This is a genomic window from Neptunicella plasticusilytica (genome assembly GCF_047922965.1).
Lineage (GTDB): Bacteria > Pseudomonadota > Gammaproteobacteria > Enterobacterales > Alteromonadaceae > Neptunicella > Neptunicella plasticusilytica.
Map to the genome: position 1 here is coordinate 2,920,128 of NZ_CP150481.1, position 25,545 is coordinate 2,945,672.

The 25,545-nt window shown below is 46.7% G+C and carries 28 protein-coding genes; 11 read left to right on the plus strand and 17 right to left on the minus strand.

Annotated features, from left to right (window positions below):
• Positions 1 to 94: 94 nt before the first annotated feature.
• From queA to V1467_RS13070, 3 genes are all read right to left on the minus strand, one after another.
• Positions 95 to 1,141 carry a tRNA preQ1(34) S-adenosylmethionine ribosyltransferase-isomerase QueA gene (gene queA, locus V1467_RS13060; protein ID WP_416305414.1) on the minus strand — a complete coding sequence of 349 codons (1,047 nt, stop codon included), beginning with the start codon at positions 1,139 to 1,141 and terminating at the stop codon, positions 95 to 97.
• Between the two features lie 206 nt (positions 1,142 to 1,347).
• A complete protein-coding gene (locus tag V1467_RS13065; RefSeq protein WP_416305415.1) occupies positions 1,348 to 2,250 on the minus strand; it encodes a sulfotransferase family protein in 903 nt (300 codons plus the stop codon).
• Positions 2,251 to 2,340: 90 nt separating this feature from the next.
• Entirely contained in the window at positions 2,341 to 2,619 is a 279-nt protein-coding gene (locus V1467_RS13070; protein WP_416305416.1) for a DUF6471 domain-containing protein, read from the minus strand.
• A gap of 153 nt (positions 2,620 to 2,772) precedes the next feature.
• Between V1467_RS13070 and V1467_RS13075 the strand changes: the two genes are divergently transcribed.
• The 8 genes from V1467_RS13075 (at position 2,773) to V1467_RS13110 (ending at position 9,491) form a co-directional block, all read left to right on the plus strand.
• Positions 2,773 to 3,162: a YjfI family protein gene (locus tag V1467_RS13075; protein ID WP_416305417.1), complete on the plus strand. Its 390-nt coding sequence runs from the start codon at positions 2,773 to 2,775 to the stop codon at positions 3,160 to 3,162.
• Between the two features lie 27 nt (positions 3,163 to 3,189).
• A complete protein-coding gene (locus V1467_RS13080) occupies positions 3,190 to 3,870 on the plus strand; it encodes a PspA/IM30 family protein (protein WP_416305418.1) in 681 nt (226 codons plus the stop codon).
• A gap of 13 nt (positions 3,871 to 3,883) precedes the next feature.
• The gene (locus V1467_RS13085; RefSeq protein ID WP_416308703.1) at positions 3,884 to 4,930 is read left to right on the plus strand and encodes a potassium channel family protein; all 1,047 of its coding nucleotides are present in this window, start codon (positions 3,884 to 3,886) and stop codon (positions 4,928 to 4,930) included.
• 4 nt (positions 4,931 to 4,934) lie between these two features.
• Positions 4,935 to 5,582, plus strand: coding sequence for a YjfK family protein (locus V1467_RS13090; protein WP_416308704.1), 648 nt, complete (start codon positions 4,935 to 4,937; stop codon positions 5,580 to 5,582).
• An 18-nt stretch (positions 5,583 to 5,600) separates the two neighbouring features.
• Positions 5,601 to 6,017 (plus strand): DUF350 domain-containing protein, encoded by a 417-nt coding sequence (locus V1467_RS13095; RefSeq protein WP_416305419.1) that lies wholly within the window; start codon positions 5,601 to 5,603, stop codon positions 6,015 to 6,017.
• Positions 6,018 to 6,022: 5 nt separating this feature from the next.
• On the plus strand, positions 6,023 to 6,637 hold the full coding sequence (locus tag V1467_RS13100) for a DUF1190 family protein (protein WP_416308705.1): 615 nt from the start codon (positions 6,023 to 6,025) through the stop codon (positions 6,635 to 6,637).
• 23 nt (positions 6,638 to 6,660) lie between these two features.
• Complete coding sequence (locus tag V1467_RS13105; RefSeq protein WP_416305420.1) at positions 6,661 to 7,824, plus strand: glutathionylspermidine synthase family protein; 1,164 nt, start codon at positions 6,661 to 6,663, stop codon at positions 7,822 to 7,824.
• Between the two features lie 110 nt (positions 7,825 to 7,934).
• Entirely contained in the window at positions 7,935 to 9,491 is a 1,557-nt protein-coding gene (locus V1467_RS13110; protein WP_416305421.1) for a right-handed parallel beta-helix repeat-containing protein, read from the plus strand.
• A gap of 540 nt (positions 9,492 to 10,031) precedes the next feature.
• Here the strand turns inward: V1467_RS13110 and V1467_RS13115 are convergent.
• The 13 genes from V1467_RS13115 to V1467_RS13175 form a co-directional block, all read right to left on the minus strand.
• Positions 10,032 to 10,871 (minus strand): alpha/beta hydrolase, encoded by an 840-nt coding sequence (locus tag V1467_RS13115; RefSeq protein WP_416305422.1) that lies wholly within the window; start codon positions 10,869 to 10,871, stop codon positions 10,032 to 10,034.
• 57 nt (positions 10,872 to 10,928) lie between these two features.
• Positions 10,929 to 11,243: a hypothetical protein gene (locus tag V1467_RS13120; protein WP_416305423.1), complete on the minus strand. Its 315-nt coding sequence runs from the start codon at positions 11,241 to 11,243 to the stop codon at positions 10,929 to 10,931.
• Positions 11,244 to 11,432: 189 nt separating this feature from the next.
• Positions 11,433 to 12,137, minus strand: coding sequence for a DUF445 family protein (locus V1467_RS13125; protein ID WP_416305424.1), 705 nt, complete (start codon positions 12,135 to 12,137; stop codon positions 11,433 to 11,435).
• A gap of 156 nt (positions 12,138 to 12,293) precedes the next feature.
• On the minus strand, positions 12,294 to 13,652 hold the full coding sequence (locus tag V1467_RS13130) for a sulfite reductase subunit alpha (protein ID WP_416305425.1): 1,359 nt from the start codon (positions 13,650 to 13,652) through the stop codon (positions 12,294 to 12,296).
• An 11-nt stretch (positions 13,653 to 13,663) separates the two neighbouring features.
• Positions 13,664 to 14,491, minus strand: coding sequence for a DUF4198 domain-containing protein (locus tag V1467_RS13135; RefSeq protein WP_416305426.1), 828 nt, complete (start codon positions 14,489 to 14,491; stop codon positions 13,664 to 13,666).
• A gap of 19 nt (positions 14,492 to 14,510) precedes the next feature.
• On the minus strand, positions 14,511 to 15,014 hold the full coding sequence (locus V1467_RS13140; protein WP_416305427.1) for a DUF2271 domain-containing protein: 504 nt from the start codon (positions 15,012 to 15,014) through the stop codon (positions 14,511 to 14,513).
• A gap of 10 nt (positions 15,015 to 15,024) precedes the next feature.
• Positions 15,025 to 15,645: a PepSY-associated TM helix domain-containing protein gene (locus V1467_RS13145; RefSeq protein ID WP_416305428.1), complete on the minus strand. Its 621-nt coding sequence runs from the start codon at positions 15,643 to 15,645 to the stop codon at positions 15,025 to 15,027.
• 27 nt (positions 15,646 to 15,672) lie between these two features.
• On the minus strand, positions 15,673 to 17,067 hold the full coding sequence (locus V1467_RS13150) for a tetratricopeptide repeat protein (protein ID WP_416305429.1): 1,395 nt from the start codon (positions 17,065 to 17,067) through the stop codon (positions 15,673 to 15,675).
• 9 nt (positions 17,068 to 17,076) lie between these two features.
• Complete coding sequence (locus tag V1467_RS13155) at positions 17,077 to 17,706, minus strand: hypothetical protein (RefSeq protein WP_416305430.1); 630 nt, start codon at positions 17,704 to 17,706, stop codon at positions 17,077 to 17,079.
• The gene (locus V1467_RS13160) at positions 17,706 to 18,110 is read right to left on the minus strand and encodes an ExbD/TolR family protein (RefSeq protein WP_416305431.1); all 405 of its coding nucleotides are present in this window, start codon (positions 18,108 to 18,110) and stop codon (positions 17,706 to 17,708) included. The genes V1467_RS13155 and V1467_RS13160 overlap by 1 nt, the downstream gene beginning before the upstream one ends.
• 2 nt (positions 18,111 to 18,112) lie before the next feature.
• Positions 18,113 to 18,523, minus strand: a complete 411-nt coding sequence (locus tag V1467_RS13165) for a MotA/TolQ/ExbB proton channel family protein (protein ID WP_416305432.1) — start codon at positions 18,521 to 18,523, stop codon at positions 18,113 to 18,115.
• Positions 18,520 to 19,842 carry a MotA/TolQ/ExbB proton channel family protein gene (locus tag V1467_RS13170; protein ID WP_416305433.1) on the minus strand — a complete coding sequence of 441 codons (1,323 nt, stop codon included), beginning with the start codon at positions 19,840 to 19,842 and terminating at the stop codon, positions 18,520 to 18,522. The genes V1467_RS13165 and V1467_RS13170 overlap by 4 nt, the downstream gene beginning before the upstream one ends.
• Positions 19,839 to 20,615, minus strand: a complete 777-nt coding sequence (locus V1467_RS13175; RefSeq protein ID WP_416305434.1) for a DUF3450 family protein — start codon at positions 20,613 to 20,615, stop codon at positions 19,839 to 19,841. The genes V1467_RS13170 and V1467_RS13175 overlap by 4 nt, the downstream gene beginning before the upstream one ends.
• 283 nt (positions 20,616 to 20,898) lie before the next feature.
• On the opposite strand from V1467_RS13175, the gene V1467_RS13180 reads away from it, so the two are divergent.
• From V1467_RS13180 to V1467_RS13190, 3 genes are all read left to right on the plus strand, one after another.
• Positions 20,899 to 23,076 carry a TonB-dependent receptor gene (locus tag V1467_RS13180; RefSeq protein ID WP_416305435.1) on the plus strand — a complete coding sequence of 726 codons (2,178 nt, stop codon included), beginning with the start codon at positions 20,899 to 20,901 and terminating at the stop codon, positions 23,074 to 23,076.
• Between the two features lie 92 nt (positions 23,077 to 23,168).
• On the plus strand, positions 23,169 to 23,849 hold the full coding sequence (locus tag V1467_RS13185; RefSeq protein WP_416305436.1) for a Fe2+-dependent dioxygenase: 681 nt from the start codon (positions 23,169 to 23,171) through the stop codon (positions 23,847 to 23,849).
• A 162-nt stretch (positions 23,850 to 24,011) separates the two neighbouring features.
• A complete protein-coding gene (locus V1467_RS13190; protein ID WP_416305437.1) occupies positions 24,012 to 24,593 on the plus strand; it encodes a rhomboid family intramembrane serine protease in 582 nt (193 codons plus the stop codon).
• A 7-nt stretch (positions 24,594 to 24,600) separates the two neighbouring features.
• On the opposite strand, the gene V1467_RS13195 is transcribed toward V1467_RS13190, so the two are convergent.
• A complete protein-coding gene (locus V1467_RS13195; protein WP_416305438.1) occupies positions 24,601 to 25,545 on the minus strand; it encodes a chemotaxis protein CheV in 945 nt (314 codons plus the stop codon).

Sequence of the window (25,545 nt, forward strand, 5' to 3'; positions counted from 1 at the left end):
GACAGCAGGCCGGAAAACAGTCCGGAGCCGAGAAAAATAAAGCCGGGATTATATACGAATCGAACGCCATTTTATAAGTAAATGACAAGTAAATTTAGTTTTGCTTGCGTTCAATAAACATGGCGTCACCATAACTGAAAAAACGGTAACGCTGTTCAATGGCTTGCTGGTAGGCATCCATCACATTGTCCCGTCCGGCAAAAGCGCTGATCAGCATGATCAGGGTGGATTCCGGCAAGTGGAAATTGGTTAGCATCGCGTCAACAATCTGGAACTGATAACCGGGGTAAATAAAAATATCCGTATCGGCATAAAAGGGGGACAATTCTGATTGATTGGCAAGTGCCGCCTGAGCGGCTGACTCCAGTGAACGCACCGAGGTTGTTCCCACTGCAACAACTCTTTTGCCATTGGCTTTGGTGGTCAGAATAGCCTCAACGACATCCTGCGATACTTCAGCGTATTCAGCATGCATCTGATGCTCAAGGATATTATCTACCCGCACCGGCTGAAACGTCCCGGCTCCGACATGCAGGGTCACAAATGCCTGCTGTACGCCTTTATCTGTCAATTGCTGCAGTATATCATCATCAAAATGTAATCCGGCCGTCGGAGCAGCGACAGCTCCCGGTTTATCGTTATAGACAGTTTGGTAGCGTTCCTTATCTGAATCTTCATCCGGGCGATCAATATAAGGTGGCAATGGCATATGCCCGTGCTGCTCCAGCACTTCCAATACATTTTGTTCGGTCAGAAATTTAAGTTCAAATAGCGCATCGTGGCGTTGCAACATTTCCACCCTGACTTGCTGTTCCAAGATCAGAATGGTTCCAGGTTTAGGCGCTTTACTGGCTCGCACATGGGCCAATACGCGTTGATCGTCCAATATTCTTTCGACTAACACCTCAACTTTACCGCCCGATTCCTTTTGCCCCAGTAGACGGGCAGGAATAACCCGGGTATTGTTAAATATCAGCAGGTCGCCTTCATTGAGCAAATCCAGTACATTTTTGAAACGCAAGTGCTGTACAGCCCCATTCTGGCCGTTAAGATGCAACAAACGACTGGCCGAACGATCCTTCATCGGATAGCGGGCAATCAGTTCATCGGGAAGTTCAAAGTTAAAATCAGTCAGTTTCATAGCGACACCAAATAAAGAGACAGGACATTTTACGTATATTTTTTTATACCTGCAATGCACCTTTGATACCGACAGCCTCTAAAATCTTGCGTATTATCTAGTCTGTTTCTTCCATAAGCTTTAACAGGTTATGTCCCTGTCTAACGTGTTTTAACCCGGCTCTCGCCGGGTTCTTTTTTTGTGCTCCCGGATAAACTCATCAGCATCTAGCCAACAGATTCATGTACAGCCCTCTGGGCTAATTCCAGCCGTCTATAAATATTGGTTAACCCTTCGCCATTATCCTCCTGTGAAAAAGGTAATAATTGTCCTCCCAGCTGTGCTTCGGTTTCGGTCAGTGCGCTGTTTTCCAAATTGGCGGTGCGGCGTGAAATATTAGTTTCGATAAAATTGGTCAGATTGGGATCAGGACCTATTTCCAGATAATCAACAACCTTGGCCAGCGTGCCCGACGCGTCGCCGGTAAGCGCCGAATAGGAAATTTCCATATATTTATCCCCTGCCAATTGGCCCAGAAATCTGACCACTGACTCGGTACTTAATCGCCACTCGAGCAGCCCTTTGTGATAGTAGCTGTCGCATAACGCAGGGAGTTTTTCGGTTGCCGGGTCATTTTTTGCGTAGTCGCTCAATTGCTGCCACTTATATTCATTCGGACCAAACCATTTTCCCGCCTCACTCATTTTTTGAATAGATTTAGCCACTTCAAGACCGTTTCTGAAAATGTGGATAAAGCGCGCGTCGGGGAAGATAGAATGGATAAACTCCACTCTGAAATTATTGATAGGCAGTTTTTCAACCAGAACAGGACGAGAAGTCTTGATGGTTTGCCTATGAAACAAGGTTCTTAGCAAGGCACTTTTTTCGGGATTAGCATCTGCCGCCGTCAGTTTCATTTTTCCACCACGTGCTTTGGCTTGTTCCGACCAGATATCGGCAATCGGATATGCCTGATGCCATATGTCTCTGCGCTCGTTTAAATAGGTAATATCACGATGTTGGGACAAGGTTGTACCAAAGATGGTGGTACCGGAACGTCCGCAGCCAAGTATAAAAATGGGGCGTTGAATTTGTTTATTTGATAACTGGGATAAAAGCTTTCGTAGCATTGAATCATAACCTTAGATTGTCGGATGTTGGCAGCGCAACCATTTACGCCCGCTCAAATCAAGGTTAGTACATGTTCAGATGTCCACCACTTACTCCTGCATAACGATGCCCATATCGGCAAAGATATCCAGCATATCTTCCCGTTCGAGTCGCCTGACATTGAGTACAAACATAATTTGTAACAATAGATCAGCACCTAATATTCCTTTATTAACTTTATTTCTCAGGTTGTCTGCGCTTTGATCTATGCCGATACTGGACAGACGGTCGCTGAGATCCTGATATTTTACACCACGACGGGACATTTCCGCCTTCAGTAAACGCTGGACTAATTGACGCCAATCGGCCGTTTTTGGACTTGCATGCATAATGTTATACTCGGAACAAATGTGACTTATAATTTACATTTAAACATTAATTTATTCAAATAAAATAAATTAATGTTTGACTAACTGATTTTTTGCTGACTATTATAATGCCCAGAACAATTTATTAGTCAGATGCTTTAAAGGAGAGTAGCCATGACTTGGGATCTTGACCAACTTAAGACCCTTATCAGCAGTAATGATGACTATGTCGTCACCCATGAAGAGAATTGTCTGTTAATTGCCAATTCAGATGGCATTGATGCCTGGTTAGCCATTAGCGGTGAGCAAATTTTGGTTGAATCGTTACTTTTCTCGACCGATGAAGTGAAAGATACCGCGGCGCTGAATGCGGAAATACTCAAAACCCATATGATTTTCCCTTTAAGTACAGTGGGAATTTCGAATATTTCCGGGCAGGACTATTACATCGCATTCGGTGCGCTCAGTTCCCAATCCAAAGAACAAAGCGTACTGATTGAAATAGAAACCTTATTTCAGAATGTTGCCGGCTTCCTGGATGCCTATCAGGAACATCTGAAGTAACCCCAGTCACACAATGAGGAGACAGTTATGTCTGTTTGGAGAAAATTAGTTACTGCCGTTAAAGGTGGTGTTACCGAAGCAGCTGAAGCAGTTGCTGATAGTCAGGCGCTGCGTATTCTTGATCAGGAGATCCGCGAAGCCAAAGAGGAACTGCGCCGTTCCGATCATGCTCGCACGCAAATTTTAGCTAAATGTAAATTAGCTCAGCAAAAAGTGGATAGTTTGCAATCGTCGATTAGCCAGTATGAAGAACATGCTCGCAAAGCGGTTGATACCGACCGTCAGTTAGCACTGGATTGCGCACAAAAAGTCGCCGATCTGAAAGCTGAATTGGGCACCGAGCAGCAATATCTGGATCAGTTCAAACAATCCGAAAAGCAATTGGCGGAAAATATCAGTCAGGCCAAAAACAACTTGCGTCGTCTGGAACAACAAGTGGACATGGTTAAAGCGACCGAGTCGGTGCAAAAAGCGCAGGTGGCGGTATCATCACGCCATATGGGTGCCAACAGCAAAATGAAAACCGCTACCGAGTCGTTACAGCGTATTCAGGATAAACAGAATATGCGTAATGCCGAGTTACAAGCGGCTCAGGAGCTGGCGGCGGACGAGTCCACTGACGATCTGGAAAAACGTCTGGCTAATGCCGGTATCAAAGGGGGGGAGACCTCCGCAGATGATGAGTTAAGTCGAATACTAGGGAAGTAATAACTCTATGCCAATGATTCAGAAAATCAGGAAACTGGTACTGAAACATTTTATCCATATGCGCTGGTACTCTGTAGTACTGGCGCTTATTGTTTATGCCGCATTGTGCTGGATATTGTTGCGCTTGAGCGGTGAAGAAGCGCTGACCCAGTGGCCTGATTTTTTATATTGGTTAATGGTGACTGGCTCAACGGTGGGCTATGGCGATATGTCGCCGACTACTGATGCCGGCAAATATATCACCAGCATTTTTGTTATCCCCTTCGGCCTGAGTATTTTTGCCCTGATTGTAGGTCGCGTCGCTGCGTGGATTTCGCAACAATGGCATAAAGGAGTGAAAGGTTTGAAAGCAATTCATGTTTCCCAACATATATTAGTGATTGGCTGGCATGGTGAACGCACCATGCACCTGCTCAAATTATTACTACGCGAACGCAACGAGGCCAATAAACAACAGGTAATTTTACTGTGCGTGCGGGCAGACATCGATAATCCCCTGCCCGGTCAAATTGAATTTGTGAGAGTCGCTTCATTTAATAAAGATGTCGATATGGACAGAGCCTGTGTGGCCGAAGCGGCGGTGATTATTGTCGATAATCCCCGTGACGATGAAACCATGACCACGGCACTGTATTGCCATCAACGCAATCCTGATAATCATTTACTGGTTTACTTTGAAGACGAGAGCCTCAGCAAGTTGCTCAAACAACATTGCGCCAATGTGGAATGTACCCCCAGTGTGGCAGTAGAAATGCTGGCCAAATCGGCGTTTGATCCCGGTTCCAGCGCCCTGCATCACGACTTGTTAAATGTCGAGGATGATGGCCAGGCCCAGTATTCGGTTAACGTACCGGAACTGGCTCAACCATTAAGCGTCGAGCAGCTGTTTATCGGCATGAAAAAGCATTACAACGCCACTTTTATCGGCCTGGCTAACCAGCTTAAACAAATTGAACTGAATCCGAATTTATCCACGCTGCTAGGCCCGGGCGATAAAATTTACTACATCGCTTCGCGTCGCCTGAATAACATCAACTGGGAGGCCTTTAATGTCGAGTAAATCAATCTTCAGTAAATGGTTTGGCCAAAAGGATAGCGAAGACAAGGTCAAGGCCCCGGAAATTATGGGTTTGTATCTGGGCGGTTCGTTTGAAATTGATCCGCTTAGATTGCGCCTGCTTCAGCCTGATTTGATTATCGAAAACGCTGCCTCGCAACAGCTGATTCAGGCCGTTGGCGAAGTCGAACTGGATACCGGTGGTAAAATTCTGCGCTTTTATACCGACGATGACGCCTTTGTACAGGTGGTGCTGGACGGCGGCGACACCGAAAACCATATCACCGATGTCAAACTTTGGTACTTTTACAATACCCAGACGGTAGGGTCCGACAATCAGTGGCAACAACTGCTGAAAGACGGTATTTCCAGCCCAACCTACGAGCTGGCGCAACAACAGTTCAAACGTGTCTGGGATGCAGTGGGCGATACGTCTCCGCCGGTGGCGATGACAGAAAAAACCCATGAAGAAGACGGTGACATTAGCGAAACTGATCAATTTGTGATGTTATATGAACGCCCCATCAACAGCGACGAATTTGAATTTTTAATGGTCAGCGGGGAAGAAAAGCAAGTTGGCAACAACCTTGACCGTTGTCTGGTGATTAGCACCGGTTTTAATTTACAACCCGCCGACATTCGTATTAACGGCTAATACAACAAGGAATTAATCATGGATCAAATACTGACTTCATTAAGCGGCTTGGGTAATTTCGCCCTGTATTTTATCAGCGCCATTATTTTACTGTTTGTTTTTAAAATACTTTATGCCTTTGTGACGCCACATGACGAGTGGAAACTGGTTAAACAGGACAAAAGCGCCGCTGCGGCCATCGGATTTGGTGGCGCGATGGTCGGCTTTTCACTGGCACTGGCCAGCGCCGCCAGCAACTCAACCCATCTGATTGATTTTATTGTATGGGGCGCTGTGGCGTTAATTGCCCAGCTATTTGCCTTTGCCCTGCTGCGCTTTACTTTTATGCCCAAAATTGCCGAGCGGATCAGCAATAACGAAACCTCTGCCGGTATTATGCTGGCTGCCATGTCCATTGCCGTAGGTTTGTTAAACGCCGCCTGCATGAGCTACTAGGAGGTATCACTGTGACATCCACCAGTAAACGTAGTCAGCTAATCAATCTGGCGAGAATGCGCAAATACTTTGCGCCCCGCCCTATCGCGCTAAGCGTGGCGGCCATTATGCTAACAGCTTGTGGCGACCAACAGGAAGCCACTATTTACACCAACGAGGCCGATTGTGCCGATGCCAATCCCGGTCATGAAGCCGAGTGCAAGGCAGCGTTTGAACAAGCAGTAGCCGATGCCGAACGCACTGCCCCCAAATACAACAGCATGAGTGATTGTGAATACGAGTTTGGTTATGACCGATGTCGCGCAGTCAATAACAGCTCAGGTTCGTTTTTTATGCCCTTTATGGCCGGCTATATGCTGAGTAATTTACTCAGCCCAGGCCCCTACTATTCACAGCCTATGTTTACCTCTTATTCGCGATACTCGCCTTATCGCAATCAGTGGATCACTACAGACGGTCGCAGTTATGGCAATTTAAGCAACCGCCATTACCGTGTGGATAAAGACGTATTCAAGCCCAAGCCCACAGTAAACCGCACCATGAAACGCGGGGGTTTTGGTTCCAGTGTGCGTGCCAAAAGCAGCTGGGGCAGTTCAAGTCGTGGTGGCTGGGGAGGTTAGTTCCCTGGCCCTATTCATTCTTTATGTTCAGATTATCCATTGCCCAACGACAGGACTGGCAGCAGCAGGCGCGCGATTTTGGTTTTCATTTTCACACCCTGTACGGCGAACCCTACTGGGACGAATCGGCCTATTACCAGTTCTCGTTACAACAAATCGAACAGGATATTGAAGATCCCACCGCCGATATTCATCAGATGTGTTTACAGATTGTTGATGAGGTAGTGAACAGCGAAGCACTGCTGCAAAAATTTCAGATCCCGGAAGCTTTCTGGCAACCTGTGGCGGATTCTTGGCAACGGCAAGATCCCAGTTTATATTCGCGTCTTGATTTCGCCTATGACGGCAAGTCTCCTGCCAAGTTATACGAAAATAACGCTGATACGCCCACCTCCTTGTACGAATCCGGCTTCTGGCAATGGCTGTGGCTGCAGGATCAGGTTAATAGCGGCCTGATTAACCGTCGTGCCGATCAATTTAACTCCTTGCAGGAAAAGCTGATCAACCGTTTTGCCCAAATCGCACAACATTACCAGATAAACCAGATGCACTTTGCCTGCTGTCAGGACACCTCAGAGGATCGCGGCACTGTGCAATATCTGCAAGACTGCGCGGCCGAGGCAGGCCTTAAAAACGACTTTGTTTTTATTGAAGATATTGGTCTGGGTGAAGACGATTACTTTACCGATTTAAGCGATGGTGTGATCAATACCTTGTTCAAGCTCTACCCCTGGGAATTTATGCAACGCGAAGACTTTGCTCAGTATATAGAGCGTGCCAGCGTAAACTGGATAGAACCGCTATGGAAATCCATATTATCCAATAAAGCACTGATGCCGATGCTGTGGAAACGCTTCCCCAAGCATCCCAATCTGTTGCCCGCCTGGTTTGAGGACGAACTCGCCCAAGCCGATTGCAGCCAGTTAGTCAAAAAGCCGATTTTCTCGCGCGAAGGCGCCAACGTCAGTGTGATAAAAAACGGCGAAACCGTCCTGGCAGCCGACGGCCCATACGGTGAAGAAGGTTTTATTTATCAGGCCTGGCACGCGTTGCCCAAATTTGGCGATAACCACACCTTAATTGGCTCCTGGTTGGTCGATGACCAACCTGCCGGAATATCCGTACGTGAAGATAAATCTGCGATTACCCAGGATATGTCACGCTATCTGCCCCATGTGATTTTGTAGGGACAATAATGATGGGTAGCCATCTTCACAAATTTATTGGGCTATTCCTAGTTTTCGGACTGCTGCAGCTCTCGGTTGGACAGAGTGCAGCCCACAGCGCAACAATTAACGTGGCAGATTATGGCGCAACAGCAAATGACAATAGTGACGATGTCGTCAGCATTCAACAAGCCATCAATAAAGCAACCTCTGGTGACAAGGTATTTATTCCCGACGGGGTTTATAACATCAGTCGTTCTCTTCGGTTAAAAACGGGTATTCACCTTACTGGTCAATCTCAAAGCAATGCGATTATCCAGTTTAGTGGGCAAATCACCTATTCCATGCTGAGTCTATCCGATGTATCCAATGTGGAAATAACGTCACTGACTCTGGATGGCAATAGCCATGATGTGGCAAATGCCATTTTTGCCGAGAAAGGCAGTGGCCATAAACTGCATCAACTAACCATAAAAAACCTGGTACACGAGGGGTTCGGACCGCATGGCATTCTGTTTTCTGGCAATACCAATTGGAAAGATGCGGTAACCCATAGCGAAATATCGGATAACACCTTCAGCAATATTGGGCTTAACTCACAATGGGGAGCGGCAATTCGGCTGGCTAATGGATCTTCACACAACCAGGTATTAACAAACACCATCACCGAAACCGGGCGTGGAGGAATACTCGCCAATCAAGGCTCGACCGATTTAGTTATCCGTGAAAATCATATAAGTGGTATTGGCAAAGCAGCTGAAGGTTTATCCATTGAGGTACATACCGAATGTAACCGCGCCATTATTGAAGACAACATCGTGGATCACTGGATTAGTCTGGATAAAACCAACTACAGCGCCATACGTCGCAACAAAATAACGACCGATAAATCCTCAGACTGGAAATATGCCGCGCTCGAACTGGCTGGCGGCACCAATAATATATTTACCGACAATCTGGTTGATGGCGGCACAAAAACCGGTATTTCCATATCAATAAATTATCCAAAGGAATATATTTTTTGGGGACGTAACACCATCAAACATGCGGCGGACTGGGGCGCACAATTACAAGGAGAATCACAGGGACTCAGTTACCATTATTTTTACCACAATACGTTTTCTGATACTTACAGGAATCATCCCCAATCCTCTTACCCCGATCAGGGACACGGTTTTAGAGTTAATGGCAATAGTCATCACATCACTCTGGAACAAAATACCATCAACAACAATCAGGGGGCAGGTATTGAGTTTAATGGCAGCGATATTGACCAATTTACCTTTATCAACAACAAGATAATGGGCAATAAGCAGGCCGCCATTACGCCTTACCCGGGTAAGGAGCTGCAATGGAGCGATAATATTGTGAGTAACAATGGTGGCGATGCAGCACCAGCCTCAACAGGATTTGACAATAAAATGATACCTGTCGCCGACTTCAGCAGTGACGCAACTGTTAAGATGAATACCCCAATTCAATTTATCAATTCATCTGTTCCCAAGGATTCGGCAGGCAGTATCGCGCATGTATTGTGGGATTTTGATGATGGTCTCCCCAGCAACGAAAACGCCCCTACCTTCACCTACACTAAGCCCGGAACATACAGAGTTACCCTGATTGTCTGGGATAATAACGGCAGAGCTGCGCGTAAGGAGAAAGTGATTAGGGTTACACCACTGATTTGATTGACAGTGATAGCCAATGAATCGTTGGAGAAGCGTGACATCACAATTTTATGGCTTGTTTACCACTAACGTAATATTAAAACCTTCATCAGATGTGGGAGCCACAAAATACTTGGTAACTTGGTCAAACATTTGAATAGTAACGGTAGGTGCTATTTCGGGTTCATCGACAACCACCAGCCGGAATATCCGTACGTGAAGATAAATCTGCGATTACCCAAGATATGTCACTCTATCTGCCCCATGCGATTTTGTAGGTGTTTTATTACCGGGTTTAAACATTGAGTCTGTTTAATCCCAACTCGGGATAAGAAATGTCATTTATATTTACAAAGGGTAAATAATTCAGATGGTTATATTGTTCACTCAACCATTGTTGAATAAATAGTTTACTCAATGACGATATTTTTGTGCTTGGCAAGGCGGAGTCTCGTACGTCATAGCGGGCTATGACTAGAAAGCCCAACGCTGCTAGGTGCAAAAAGAGCGTTATTGAGAGGCGTAGCTTATCCCGAGCTGGGGTTATTTATTAAAAGTTAACTATCCCTTTTTTATATCGGCGAGTACACGACGTATCGCTGATCGGGTAAAAGCTTCCTGCTCTTCACGACTAATGGTTGCAGTACCATCAAGCAATTGATGGCCATAGCGGCCAAACTGTGAGTGATTCCCTCCTTTCAATTCCAGCCACCGGGTATGCGAAGGGAGCCGATCTTTGTTGGCGAGAACGCGTTCTAACGGTGCGATGCCATCATTTGAAGCATAAATTTTTATGACTGGAATATCTAACCTGGACAAGTCGTAGTCCTTAGGGTGTGTTGTGGCTATCAAGATAATCGCGGACAGCAACTCCGGGGTTTCCATTGCCAATTTGGCAGTCAATGCCCCTCCAAGCGAGTGACCGGCAACCACCCAATATTTGACTTCCGGATGGGACACCATCACCTTATCTACCCGCCCTATTGCCGCATTCTTATCTGTGTCACGAGGAGCAAAACGATAAGGTAGCTTCACGATAAAAACAGGCGTGCCATCTTCCGCAATAGGTCTAAGTAAAGGTGCGTAAGCCTCAGCGGCCACACCCGAACCACAAATAAAAATCAATCCAGCGTGACTGTTAGGTGAAGACGGCAGAAAAGCCAAGCTGGTTGCATTGTTCTGAACCGAGATCAGGCTATTACTTTGTAACGTCGATTTATCAACACCCTGCGTTCGCACCGAATTGGCCAACCATAACATCGCGATCAGTGCCCACAGGATAAACCCGATACGGATCACGCGGCGAATAGTCCAACGTTTCGATATAGTTGCGCTTAAGATGTTAATAACCAGCTCCTGCTGTGCAACTTGCCATTGGGGAAACTGGGAGTGTTTTGCCACTCAATGGCAGCGATTGATTTCCCCAAAACAGCTTGCCGACCGAATAACATTGTCTTGTTACGTTTTGGTGTTTTTTTGTCTAATAGCGTCATCCAGAAACGCCTTAATCAATGGCGTTTCAGTTTGTGCTTGCTTAACACTTATAATAAAAGTGATTGATGTACACCACGCAACTGACCAACTAGAGCCAAATAAGTAAAAAATAACAGCCCCGGGAAACAACACAAGCAGAAACAATAATGCTACCCGTTTTCTAATATTAAGTGGGTGCTGTATTCTGGATAATTTAATAGCAAGATTAATAGTATCCCACTTCTCACCAGCCCTTTTATTATTTAGCCGTTTATCATCGTACAACTCGAAATAAAACATCAACGGGTATTCCTCAAAAAATATAACAACCTAATAGAAGAAAAGATCCCCGTATTTGTAGCGGGTGAAATTCCTTCTTTGCTGATTTATTTTTCTCACATTACGCTGCAACATCAATTAGCTCAATAAGTTATATACCTCTACCTGATCAGTCAAAAGACAAAGGTGGCTTTTCATGTACTGTTATTATTAGAACGATAATAGCGCGGCAACTAAACCAATCAAGCCACCCAATACACCACCCCACACCACCAGCCAACCTAAATGTTGCCGAATCATGTTCTGAATAATGTCTTTGACCAATTTAGGGGTTAACTCGTTTAAACGGCTTTCGACAATTTGTGAGATTTGCTGATGCATCTCGTCTGTCAGCCCCGGTTTGGATAATTGCTGCTGCAGTGCAGTTTTAAAATCATCGTTATTGCTAATATCTACTAATGCCGATTGCATTTTGACAATAAAAGGTTCCCGTAATGGTTCCAGTGCCGCGTCGCCACCGAACATGCCCAGCATTTTTCCAAAAGACGAGGCCTTGATGACCTCCACCAAAGAATCAAAAGCGGAAGACAGATCAACTTTGTCTAAAATTGGCGCTAAATTGAAGTCAAATTGATTATGTTCTTCAGCCAACAAACGCTGGATATTTTGACGGGTAAAAAATTGCTCCATCATTAAATTGCGAATACCCAGTTTAAATTCTTCAAAGCGATCCGGGATCACTCCCGAACCATACAGACCGGGGACTTTCTCAAATAGCATATAGATCACCAGTGAATTGGTGATTGCGCCAGATAAGGCAAATAAACCCACTGTTTTGATAATATTGTTGCCCAAGACAAAGCCAACAACGACCAATAAAAATGCGAGTCCATTGGTAATAATATTTTTGTTCACTGCTTTCCCCTGAATCCGTTAATAATGCTAAATTTCAGCAAATATACTAATCCTTTTAGCGCCGTCAATATAAGGCTGCATTGATTTCTGGTTTATGAATATGATGAATACATCGTCAGGACCCGATCTCAAGCCCATCTGGGGTAAAGCCTAAAATTAATAAATATCGCGACGATAGCGTTGCTGAATAATCAGCTGTTCGTATTGTTGTTCACTGAGGATTTGCTGCAGGGCATTGTCTACTCCATGTGCCATGCCTTTACGGTTTCCACAAACGTAAATAACTGCCCCTTGCTGGAGCCAGTTTTTTAGCTTGTCGGCCTGTTGCAGCATTATATCTTGCACATATTGCGGGTTGTCTGCATCACGGGAAAAGGCTTTGGACACTTTTACCCCTTGTGACACCCAGTTTGCCGTTTCTGCCTGCAGGAAATCGTCTTTTTGTGGATCACGCTCACCAAAAATCAGCCAGTTCTGGCTTGCTTGTGATTGAACACGCTGCAAAATATGCCCACGCAATCCGGCCAGCCCGGTGCCGCTGCCGATAAAAATGGCGGGAGTATCGGTGTTGGTTGAATGGAATGCAGGATTGGCTTTAATTCGCAATTCAACTTTATCATTCAGTGCTGCCGCATGGGTTAGCCAGCCAGAGCCTAACCCCAGTGAACCATCAGCAAACTGATGTTGGCGCACAATCAGCTCGATCACTCCCGATTCTGGTAAACTGGCAATGCTATAGTGGCGAATCGCTCCACCGGTAAATTTAAGCTCGGCAATATCCCCGGCCTGCCAGTTGAGGCTATTGGCCATGGAGGTTAAACCAATCAGATAAGCGGGCGCGCCGGGACTGCCTGAATTGAGCCAGACACGCTCCGTTAGTTGCCATGGCTCAAAACAAAATTCAGGTATTAAAGGAGCATTAACCTTATCAGCAACTTTGTCAGTATGGAGTCCTGATAAAATTTGCCATTTACTGATCAACTCCTGCGCACGATGACCTTCGTTGGCACAGGATTCCAGTGGCGCGGTAACCGGTGTGGCACCTAACTGGGACAATCCCTGATACAACTGATGCCCAAACCCGCAAAATTGCTGATAAAGCTTATCTCCCAAAGCCATTACACTAAACTGCAAATGGGATAAATCCTGGCTGATGGTGTCGGTTAAAAAATGCCGGGCAAAAGCCGCGCCATTATCTGGTGGCTCGCCTTCTCCATAAGTCGATACCACAAACAGCGCCTGACGGGTGTTGGCCAGCACCGCTTCATTCACCTGATTTAATGGCAATATCTGATAGGGCTTAGTGCCTTCCAACTGCGCGGCACTTTGTCTGGCCAAGGCTTCTGCTGTACCGGTCTGGCTGGCATACGCCACCAGTATCACTCCTTCGTCACTGATCACCTGGCCGTTTTGCTGACGCGATTTACGCAAATGATTAAACCAGCTCAGCAGACAAAGCAGGCTGTAAAGGGCAATCGCCAGGATTGCCAGTAGCAGGCGTTCGGATTCAGACATAGAAGATGACTTTACTGCGGCAACACTTCAAAGGTTGCGCTGTAGCCACCACTGCGACTAGTCGCGGGCGCTTTAGCTTTGTCATCCTCATAACCGGCAGATAACCAGTACATCCCCGCTTTGGGCCAGTTAACCGTAAAGATACCGTTTTTATCGGCAACAGCTTTGATTGCATCCTGTGAGGTGCGATAACGCATGCCACCTGCCAGCACCAAAACCTCTGCACCGGCAGCCGGTTCTCCGTCAATTAATAATTTAAACTCAGCGGTTTCTCCGGCATATAAATCATTAGGATGGGTAACAGGCACTAATTCCAGTCCTTGATTTGTCGGTTTGAATACCTGGTTGCTAGGAGAACCTGCGGTAACAAAGGTTTCGATACGGCGTGAAAACTGGCTAACATTCAAATCTTTGGCGTCTTTAGGCACATTTTTATCAAACTCGGCCATGTCGGCCTGCTGACCGCGACGCGGCCAGCCCTGACGCTTGCCTTCGGTGTCAATCCAGCGGGCACGAATACCGCTACTGGCGCTGAATACTTTGTAAGTTCCTTCTTCGGCCAATTCCAAATCAAAATTGCTGCGATATTTACCCGTATTGGCATTTTTTAGCTCAACCTTGTTGCCTTGAGGACTGGTAACTTCAACCGAATTCAGACGAAAAGGCGCATGATCAGCATGAAAAATATCGTTAGATACCGCCGCATCAAAGGTCACCCAGGCATTATCCGCCGACAAAACCGTTGCAGCAGGTAAAAACCAGGCGCGATGAGCCTGAGCAGCAAAAGGCAAACTCATTACCAGTGCACTTACAATCAAAGTAGAAAATGTACGTTTCATATTCAGTCCTTTCTTTATTTTACGGTTTTATGGTCAGATCGATTCGGCCCAGTTCTTTTTCGCCCTGTATGTTCAGGGTTTGGGCGGTATCAATGGGCAGAGTAAAGGATACCGACAGCACTTCGCGGCCACCGACCTCGCGTACTGCCTCGATATAAAACTGGTATTCACCAGCAGGTAAATCATTCAGGCCAAGCGCGTCAGAATCAAAACTCATCTGGTAGCTACCCGCGGTTTTGGTTGCACCGGTAATGGCATCGGCAGGTAAACTTAAACTGCGTCCGCTGCGTCGCCACCATTGGCGTAAATCTTTTAGCCACTCCTGACCTTTATCTTTGGCTTTGTCATGGTCGTACCAAAGCGCCAGATTTTTAATCTGGCTGCGATCTTGATTCTGGATCCACATAGCCAGATAGGGCGCGTGATATTCCGCCACATCTAGTTTGGGCAACTCCACATTGGCCTCGAGGGTCGCTGCGCTTAACGGCAGACTTAGCACTAACAATGGCAACAGTTTCTTCATATTTATCTCTCTAGGGATGCACAAATAAAATCACAATCAATACTGGCAATAACACTCCCAAACCGACCATCGGCCAGGTTGTGGGACGTGCACCGGCATAGCGATACAGTAAAACCAGTCCGGTGATGCAAAACACCACACAGGCCGCGGCAAAAATATCAATAAACCATACCCAGGTTTTGCCGGTATTACGGCCTTTATGCAGGTCATTGATATAAGCTATGGCGCCGCGGGTGGTACGTTCATACATAAGTTCACCACTTAGCCTGTCGATGCTTAACCAGGCGTCGCCGCCGGGCTCAGGTAATGACATATAGATTTCATCGTCATTCCATTCCACTTTGCTGCTGGCAGGTAAATACACTGACTTGTGCTGCGCCAGCCACTCGGTAAGCCCAGTGGGCAACGGACCTTGCTGCAGATCGGCCAGACTGGACTGGATCTCGACCGGCAATGTCAACTCTAAGGTGGTAACGTTAATATTGGCAGGAATATCCGCAGCGTGATTGAGGGTAATCCCGGTGACAGCAAACAGCAGCATAGCGGCCAGACAAATGGCAGAACTGATCCAGTGCCATTGGCGAACTGAACCAAGCGACCAATTACGTCTGCGACGGACGGACACACTCATAGCACATTACCAACTATGATGATCAAACTAGGACGCATATTGATCCTGCCTGACTAACTGCTGCAACTCACGGATATTGTGCTGGATATCACGACGATTGGGATCATTACGTAACACCTGATGCAACAACTCCAAAGCCTGCTGATAGTTTTTCTGATCAATTTGCAACTGCGCGTGAGACAGCAAAGCCCGTTGTTTTACTTCCGGCAAGGCGCTAGCACGCACATAATACAACTCGGCTTGCTGAATCTTGTTTTGTAGCTGATAAACTTTAGCCAGCGCCAGTAGGCCTTCTCCCTGTGCGGGATTTTGTTCCACTGCACGGCTAAGATGGCGCATAGCATCGCTTAGCTTATTTTGCTGCAAAGCTAACTGGCCTCGATATAAATTCAATTTTGCCTGGTAAGAAACCCCCGGTTTCAGCGATTCCGCGGCACTAAGTAATCTAGCGGCTCCCTGCTCGTTGTCCTGATTAAGTAACCAGGGAATAATTTGATCCAGCGCATCAAAAACTAACGCAGACTGTTCACTACTAACATTTTTCAGACTGCCTTCCAGCAAACTGATTGACCTGGGGACGCTGCCATGGCGAAGATGTAATCTGGCCGCTGTCAGCAGGTTAGCGGTATCCGATTCACCCATACGAATTGCCGCTTCCAAACTGCCCAACGCCTGTTCATTACGCTGTTGCTGCATAGCAATCTGGCTGCGCATTAACCATAGTTGGGCGTCATCGGGTTTGGTCGCAAGTTGCTGATCCAATAATGCACCAGCCTGATCCCAGGCCCGCGATTGCATTAGCGCATATAACATACCCTGTTGCCATTGTGGATTATTCGGTGCCAGATACATGGCTTGCTGATATCCGGCCACAGCACTGAACGGCTGATCACTTTGCAGATTGATATAAGCCAGTTGGCCGTATAACTGCGCATCAGCCACTCCCAGTTCAATACTGCGGGATAAATGCGGACGTGCTTTGTCGTATTGCTTTTGCAGCATATACACCATACTGAGCGAGCGATGCGCCAGCGCCAGATCCGGCATTTTAGCCAACGCGGCATTCAAAGCCTTGGCTGCGTTGTTATAATCTTTTTCACTTAGCAGCACCTGACCGCGCAATAATTGCAGAGCAGCACTATCTTCAGCCAAGGGGCGGTTGGCAAACGCCTTGACCACTGCGGCATAATCCTGTTTTTGTAGCAAGGGTTGAATCGAGCGGGCAAAGTCACTTTCGTTCGCTTGTAACTGCGCCGACGTTTGAGCTAATGGCTGGTTTGCCAATAAAAATTGCCATTGCGGTTCGGCAAAACGTATCGACAGATTGTTCTGTTCAATACTGTTATTGCTTGCCAATGCCGAACCAGCGCTAAGCAATAACAGCAGGCCAAAAGCGTTGAATAATGTCGGAGATTTCATCATTGTCTCAACTCACGATTTAATTTCTATGGGCCAGATAAAGCGGGCTCTGACCGGCGCACCATCTTTTTGTGGCGGACTAAAACGGCTATTGCGAACCATTTTATTGATTTCGCTATTCAGTTCCGGATAGGGATTTTCGACGATATCCAGTAGTTTTATCTGTCCATCGATATCGATCACCACATCCAGCTTGATCAAAACTTTATTGACTCCGCGACGCGACAAACTGACCGGCAGCTTGACTCTGAGCGGGGTTAACAAGTTCGGAAAACTATCCAAATCATTCAATTCAAAGGCTTGCCAGTCAATGGTCAAAGACTGCCATTGAGGCTGACTCGATGTTATTTGCGGATCATCGGGCAGTTCAACTTTAATGTCAGGCTGCGGAATATCAATGACCTGCATTTGCGCCCCCTGCCCTTGTACCTGAACGGTAAGATTCTGGTTGGTCTGAGTCTGTTGAACTTGCGGAGGTGGTGGTGGAGGCGGCGGCGTCGAGATGGCAATTTCACGGATCGTCAGGGATTCTTGCGGTTTAACCGTAAAGCCACGACCTAACCACATTACGCACAGTGCCAAACTCAGTAACCCGATACTCAGCAACATCGAAAGACTACGTTGAGATATTGAACCCATCATTAATTTTTGGTCGCCAGATTAACGTTTTTTGCTCCGGCCAGTTTGGCCTCGTCGATCACTTCAACCAGTTGTTGCGCTGACACATTTTTATCTGCCTGAACCACCACAGGACGGTCATCGTTGCGTAATAATTGTTCCAGCGTACCGCGTACCCCGGCCACACCAATCTGGTTTCCATCGTAGAACACCTGTCCGGCATCGGTGATCGCCAGTAAAATAACGGTTTGTTCCAGCTGTTGGGCGGTAATGGACTGGGGTTTATCTACCTCTACACCGGTTTCGCGCACAAACACTGTAGTCACGATAAAGAAAATCAGCAGGATAAATACCACGTCGAGCAAGGGTGACATATCAATCCCGCTTTGCTGACTTTGTTCCAGTTGACGTTGTAAACGTTTTTGCATACTTAGCCTTTCCGTAGTTGCAGTTGCTGCTGATAATGCTGTTGTTGATAGTGCTTTTGTTGCGAACTGTGCAACCAGTGATGCAGTAACCAGGCTGGCACTGCACAAACCAGTCCCATTTGGGTGGTCAACAGGGCATCAGAAATACCGCCACTCAACAACGCACCACTGGCACCTTGGGTTGCAATCCCGGCAAAGCAGGCCAGTAAGCCGATAATAGTTCCCAGCAACCCCAACAGGGGCAAGGCTCCAATCATAATCAGCAAAAAATCCATATGATGGTGATGATAAACATCCGTTTGATTACCACCGGTTTTCAGTTGCAAGAATGACAGTAACAACTGCTGATAACAGGCCAGCGCCAATAACGCGATAGCCCAACATACCCAGTTAGTCAGTAATTCATCTATCATGCCGATGCCCTTTTGGCTTGTTCAGCTACTGGCTGATGCAGGGGTTTGACATTCTCGCCACTCAACTGGCTAATTTGCACAGCAAAACTTTCCAGTTGTTGGTAATAGGTTTTGGCCCGGCGAGATAACAGCGCATTTAATATCAACGCGGGAATTGCCACTACTAACCCCAATTCAGTGGTAATAAGGGCCTGAGCAATACCGCCAGACACCACTTCCGGATCACCGGAACCAAACAAGGTCATCATTTTAAAGGTTTCGATCATACCGCTAACCGTTCCCAGCAGACCCAGCAAGGGTGCAATGGAGGCGACCACAGCAATGGCACCTAACCAGCGTTCCAGCTTGAATTTACTATTTTGCAAACAATTAAATAACAGATCATCGCGATGATTAATGTTGGATTCACTATGAGCTATCTGCAATAAGGCTTTTTGTGTACCGCGGGTTCCCGCGGTCGCGGCGATACCGTCTTTGTGGGTCAACAGTTGCTGTAATTTAATGCTGGAGAAGGCCTGAATTTTTGGCACACGCAATAGCTGCCAGGATTTGGCAATAGCAATAATTAACGCAAATAAGGCAAAGAACAAAATAGGAATGGCCCATAAGCCGCCTTTACTGACATGCTCCAGTGCCGATTCCTGATGCTGCGCCATGGCCACCGCTTTGCTATTACTCGGATCAAAGGTCAAGTTTCCCTGTCCGGACTGGTGCAAGTCGAACAAAGCATTTCGTTGACTGCCGTCAAATTCCAGTGCAGTCCTGAATCCGTTATCTGTTGCTTCCAGTAACCCTGCCTGTTCGTCATTCACAAACCAGTTTAACGGCCCCAGGTTTAGTACCTGCGCTGGCTGAATTTGCCCGGATGATTGGATCACCGATTGTTGCTGCCATCGAGGCGAGAATTGAGCTTGCATCGCATCAGCAATTTTTAATACTTGCTGATAGCCGGTGTCACCCGCACTACTACCTTGTTGTTGCTGACGGAGAAAGCGGTTAAGCAAGTTTTGCTGATATTGGTGTTGCTGACGCCAGCCATCAAGGCGTTTTTCCAGTTGATTCAGTCCCAGGGTATTTTCATCGGCTAAACGACGGGCTACCGCAGTTTTTTCCCTTAACGAGAGTACCTTGTCCTGCATGTTTCGTAGTTGGGAAGCCAGTTTAGTGCGCTGGCTGGCAATATTTTTTTGGGTGCGCTGCAAGTTTTGCTGGGCGCTGTTGATATCAGCCAGTAACGACGCTTGCACTTTTTGCTGGGAAAAGACGGATGTCGAACAGAACAGACTGATGCTAATAATAATCAGTGAGGTTATTTTCATTGCGCCGCTCCTGCAGCGGTTAATTGCACTGGCAGTTGCACAAACTCGGCCTGCTGTTGTTTTTGGTAAATCGCGATGGCCTTGCTAATTTCGGCGCTATCCAGATCATCCCTGAAATCCCATTGCCAGGCACCATCGGTAACCTTACCTATACCGGCATAGCTTTGATCCGCACTAACAAACCAGGCCATCGACACGCCAAGATACAATTGCTTGACTAAAATCGGCGAGCCATCAGGACTCTGGATAGCCGTTTCATTGAGCGTGATGCGCTGAGTGAATTCGGCCAACTTGGCAAGCTTTGCCAGCGCAATCTGCAGCTTTGTGGAGGTATCGGCATTGTTTTGCAACTCGGCTTGTTCCTGCTGCCAGGTATTTAATAACACTGGAGGAAGTTGTGTCTGAAATGCCTCCAGTTTGCTATCAAGACGTTGCAAAAAATCGACAGTATTCTGTTGTTCCATTTCCAGCTCAGTCTGCTCTGCCAATAATTTACTACGCTGCTGATCCACTTCTGAATTGTTACCCTGGCTATTATCCAGCACATTCTGCAACTGGGCACTTTCTGCCTCCAGCAGCTCCAGCCGTTGCTTCAGCATCGGCTGCTGATTTTGCCACTCTTGCTGCAGCGCTGCAGTTTGACGCTCGATATCCAGCCACTGTCCAACCAACTTTTCTGTCTGATTAACAGTTTGAGCTTGACTACTACAGATCAACAGACCCACTAACAACCCGCAGCTTCGCGGAGTGAAACACTTGTGCAATAACACCATCAGGGATTTTCCTGTGAAAATGCAATTAACACCTGTTTATTGTTCATCGTCGGCAGAGAATAAAATTGAACGATAAACAGGCTGCAAATAAGCCATCAAAATCTGGACATAAATATCGCACAGAACAATCAAGATTACAAATGAGAATTGTTTGCATTAGTGATTTTTTTATAATAACCTCCCAAGCACTCAACAACAGGCTAACTCCCTGTACACATCTACTGCCGAGACTGAATTTGACAAAGTCTAGGTAACATTCAAATTACTGGAACTGGAGAACACAATGAGTCATATTGGGCAATCAAGCCGTTTAATTCGCTTTAACAAGACGGCCTTAGCTTTGGCAGTCGCGACATCGCTTCCCGCATTCGCAACTGTTGCTCAAGAAATCAAGGAACTACCTGTTGCTCAGGCACAAGCCCAAACCGAACAGGATTACAAAGTAGATCAGTCCACCTCGCATAAAAACCCTCTGCCTTTAGTCGATACCGCCAAAACCATTAATATTGTGCCGCAATCGGTGATGAAAGATCGCAATGTAGATAATTTGCGCGATGCGCTACGTAACGTGCCCGGCATTTCCATGGCTGCCGGTGAAGGTGGTGCCCCTCCGGGTGACAGCATGACCATTCGTGGTTTCGATGCCAGTAATGATATTTTTATCGATGGTATTCGTGACTTGGCCGGTTATAGCCGCGATACGTTTAACACTGAAGCCATTGAAGTGAGTAAAGGACCCGCTTCAACAGCAACAGGGCGTGCCAGCGCGGGCGGCAGTATTAACCTGCAAACCAAAACCGCCAAGCTGGAAGAATTTGCCGATGTCACTGGCCGCATAGGGTCTGAAGGTGATTATCGGGCCACACTGGATTTTAATACCCAAGTTTCCAACAGTTCCGCCTTGCGGATTAATTTGTTAACCGATGATGGCGATGTTGCCGGTCGGGATAATGTCGAAAACGGTACCGATGGACTGGCTGCCTCATTTATGAGCCAGTTAAGTGACAAGTCCACCCTGATTGTTAACGGTGATATTCTAAAACAGGACAATATCCCGGATTACGGTATTCCCTGGGTCAGCGCCGGATTAACTGAAGGCCCGCTGGCAGATTATGCCGGCACTGCACCGCCGGTGGATTTTGACAACTTTTACGGGAACTTATATCGGGATTTTGAAGAAATTGATGCCAAATCCCTGACCGTTAAATTTGAACATCAGCTCAATGCCTCGACCAAGCTTAGTGCTCAGGCTAGAACGGCCTCGGTCGATCGTTTAAATGTGGTTACCGCACCACGTTTTATTAACGTATCCGAGTCAACCGACATTCGTATGAGTGACGAAAAAACCCGCGATACCAGCAACAGTATCAATATTGTGCAACTGGATTTGGATGGAAAATATCAGGTTGGTTCAACGATTCACAATGTGGTAGCCGGAATCGAGTTTTCCAAGGAAAAATTCGAACGCTGGGGTTATGTGGCTCTGGTTGCCGACAACCTTAACGATGAGCCAGGTTTAAACGACCTGTACAATCCGGACCCTTACCTGGAATTTACCGGTGAATATGGGCGTGACGGTTCTCGTACCTATGCCGACGGTGATACCAAAGCCATATATGTACTGGATAACATCGAACTGAATAGCCAATGGCTGGTGGGAATTGGTCTGCGCTGGGATGACTTCGAAACCAAATACCACAACGATGACGAAGATTTGTCATCTTATGTGAGTACCTCCAGCAGCGATTTAAGCTGGAACGCCAGTATCAGCTATAAACCAGCCGAAAATGGCAGTATTTACCTTGCATACGGTACGTCCTTTACACCGGCATCAACCAACTTGACCGGTGGCAGTGGCGGCAATCAAAGTGAACTGGATCCGGAAAAAAACAGCAGCATTGAACTGGGTAGCAAATGGGAACTGCTCAACAATATGTTGCTGGTCAATGCCGCTATTTTTAAGACCGTTAAAACCGATGGACAATACCGCGACACCGATGATCGCAATCTTTACCATTTTGACGGAGAAGAACAAGTTAACGGACTGGAACTGGGGATCACAGGTCGTCTGACGGAGGCCTTGTCGCTGACTGCAGGCTATACCTATCAGGATAGCGAAATTACCGAGGGCGCGGATAATACTATCGGTTTCTCATTCGCCAGGGCGCCCAAGCATTCTGCCAGTTTGTGGGGTAAGTATGATTTTAGTAGCCAGCTCTCTGCCGGTTTAGGCCTGGAATATGTGGGAGAACGTTATAACGGTAATACCGATACGCGCCGTTATGCGGAATCCTATACCCTGTTTGATATGATGGTTGCCTATCAGGCCACTGAAAAACTGTCGATTCGCCTTAACGGTAGCAACCTGACCGACGAAGACTATATTGATCAGTTAGGCGGCGGACACTTTATCCCCGGCGTGGGGCGCCATTTATCAGTGAGCGCTACCTACAGCTTTTAAACTGTCCCGGCTTTAACAGAGTCTAAATATTGCCTCACACTCCGGTGTGGGGCATATTGTTTTTCATCATCGGATTAAATCAAAAATTAATTATGCTGTTAAAAATCCCGGAAATACTGACCAAGGAACAGGTAAAACAGGCGAAGGAGATGCTGCTGCAGGCAGACTGGACCGACGGCAACATTACCGCCGGTTATCAGTCGTCGCAGACTAAAAACAATCTGCAATTGCCGGATAGTAGCGAAACGGCACGCATACTCGGCGATATGATCCTCCAGGCGTTAGCCAAGTCCAATATGTTCATGTCTGCCGCCCTGCCGCTTAAAATATTTCCGCCATTATTTAATTGTTATCAGGGCGGTCAGTCCTTTGGCACGCATATCGACAACGCCATCCGTCAGGTGCCAGGCACCCCGGTCAAAGTGCGCACCGATATCTCCATGACGCTGTTTATTTCCGAGCCAGAAGAATATGAAGGCGGCGAATTAATCATGGAAGATACCTACGGCTCGCATAAAGTGAAACTGCCGGCAGGCGATTTGGTAATCTACCCTTCCACCAGCTTGCATCGCGTTACACCCGTCAGCAAAGGCCGCCGTATAGCGTCGTTTTTCTGGTTACAAAGCATGGTGGCCAGTGACGAAAAACGGGCGATATTGTTTGATATGGATATGGCGATACAGGCACTGCGGCTAAAAGTACAGGACAGCGCTGAAATAGTACAACTCACCGGTGTATATCATAATCTGCTGCGGCAATGGGCTAACACCTGAAAACCGCGAGCGACAAGCTGAAAATAAACGCTTTTGTGGCAAAACCGCTGGGACACAAAGAGATAAATCACACTTTGTAGCAAACTTGCTTGTTGTGTGACTTGTTCAAAGACCCAAGCTGTGGTTCGATATCTTCTGAACGGACACTAGCGGATCATACTTATGCCTTTAAACAACCAGATACTGCCCTTTAACAAACAGGTTAAAACCGTGTTGATCATTTTGGCTGTGGTCACCCTGGTTGAAGTACTGAATCTGTTCAGCCAGCGCTGGTTTAACCAGTTTGGATTGCTGCCCAGGGATATCAACCATCTGATTGGCATATTCACCAGTCCTTTTCTGCATGGCAGCTTTAGCCATTATCTGTCCAATATCCTGCCGCTGGCAGTCTTTAGCTTATTAATGCTGCAATACGGCACCAAACGTTTTGCACTGGTCAGTTTATGGATTATTGTTGCATCGGGTTTACTGGTATGGCTCTTTGGTCGCACGGCTTACCATGTGGGCGCCAGCGGCTTGATCTACGGCTACTTCGGTTTTTTGATTTTAGCCGGATTTATGGCTAAAAAACTCAAACTGATCCTGATTTCGCTGTTAGTGGGATTTGTTTACGGTGGGCTGGTTTATGGTGTGTTACCCAGTGATCGATTCTTTGTGTCCTGGGAGTATCATTTATTCGGTTTTATTACCGGATTAATCGCCGCACGATATTGGGTAAGAAAAAGAACAACCGCAAGCCACTAATACCAATTCAGCTCTCCAGTATCTGTCGCATTCGCTGTTGTACAACATCAATCAGCAGATCCGGTTGAAATTTGGAAATAAAGCGGTCACACCCCACCTTCTCGACCATGGCTTCATTAAAGCTACCGCTTAATGAGGTATTCAGCGCGATAAACAACTTATTCATGCGCGGATCATTACGTACTTCGGCCGTTAGACTATAGCCGTCCATTTCCGGCATTTCTGCATCGGTAAACATCATCAGTATTTCATCTGTCACAGTCTTGCCCTGGTCAGCCCAACTGCGTAACAGTTTTAATGCTTTTAGCCCGTCATTCTGCTCAAGGACTTCGATACCAAACTGTTCCAGCGTATCGCGGATCTGGTTACGGGCAGTCACCGAATCATCCACAATCAACACTTTCTTGCCTTTTAGGTGCTGAATAACGTCTTCGTCCAGAATATCCGGCGACACCTGAATATTGTAATCAACGATCTCGGCCAGCACTTTTTCCACATCGATAATTTCTACCAGCCGTTTTTGACCTTCTACTTCAACCTGAGTAATGGCGGTCAGGTAAGCAGATTTACCCACCGAACTGGGTGGAGGCTGAATTTCGCTCCAGGAGGTATTGGTAATAGTCAGAATTTGACCAATCAAAAAACCCTGCACCGTCCTGTTGTACTCGGTTATCACCACATTGGCATTCTCACTCGGAGCACGTTCCGGCATTTTTATCGCGCGACGTAAATCAATAATAGGAATGGATGATCCACGATAATTCGTCACACCACATAAATTACCGTGTGAACCGGGCATTGTATTGAGCTTGGGCAGGGTTATCACTTCTTTGACTTTAAACACATTGACGGCAAATATCTGGCTCGAATTCAAGCGAAACATTAACAACTCCAGACGGTTTTCACCGACTAAGTTGGTTCTCTGATCGACCGAAGCGAGTATTCCCGACAT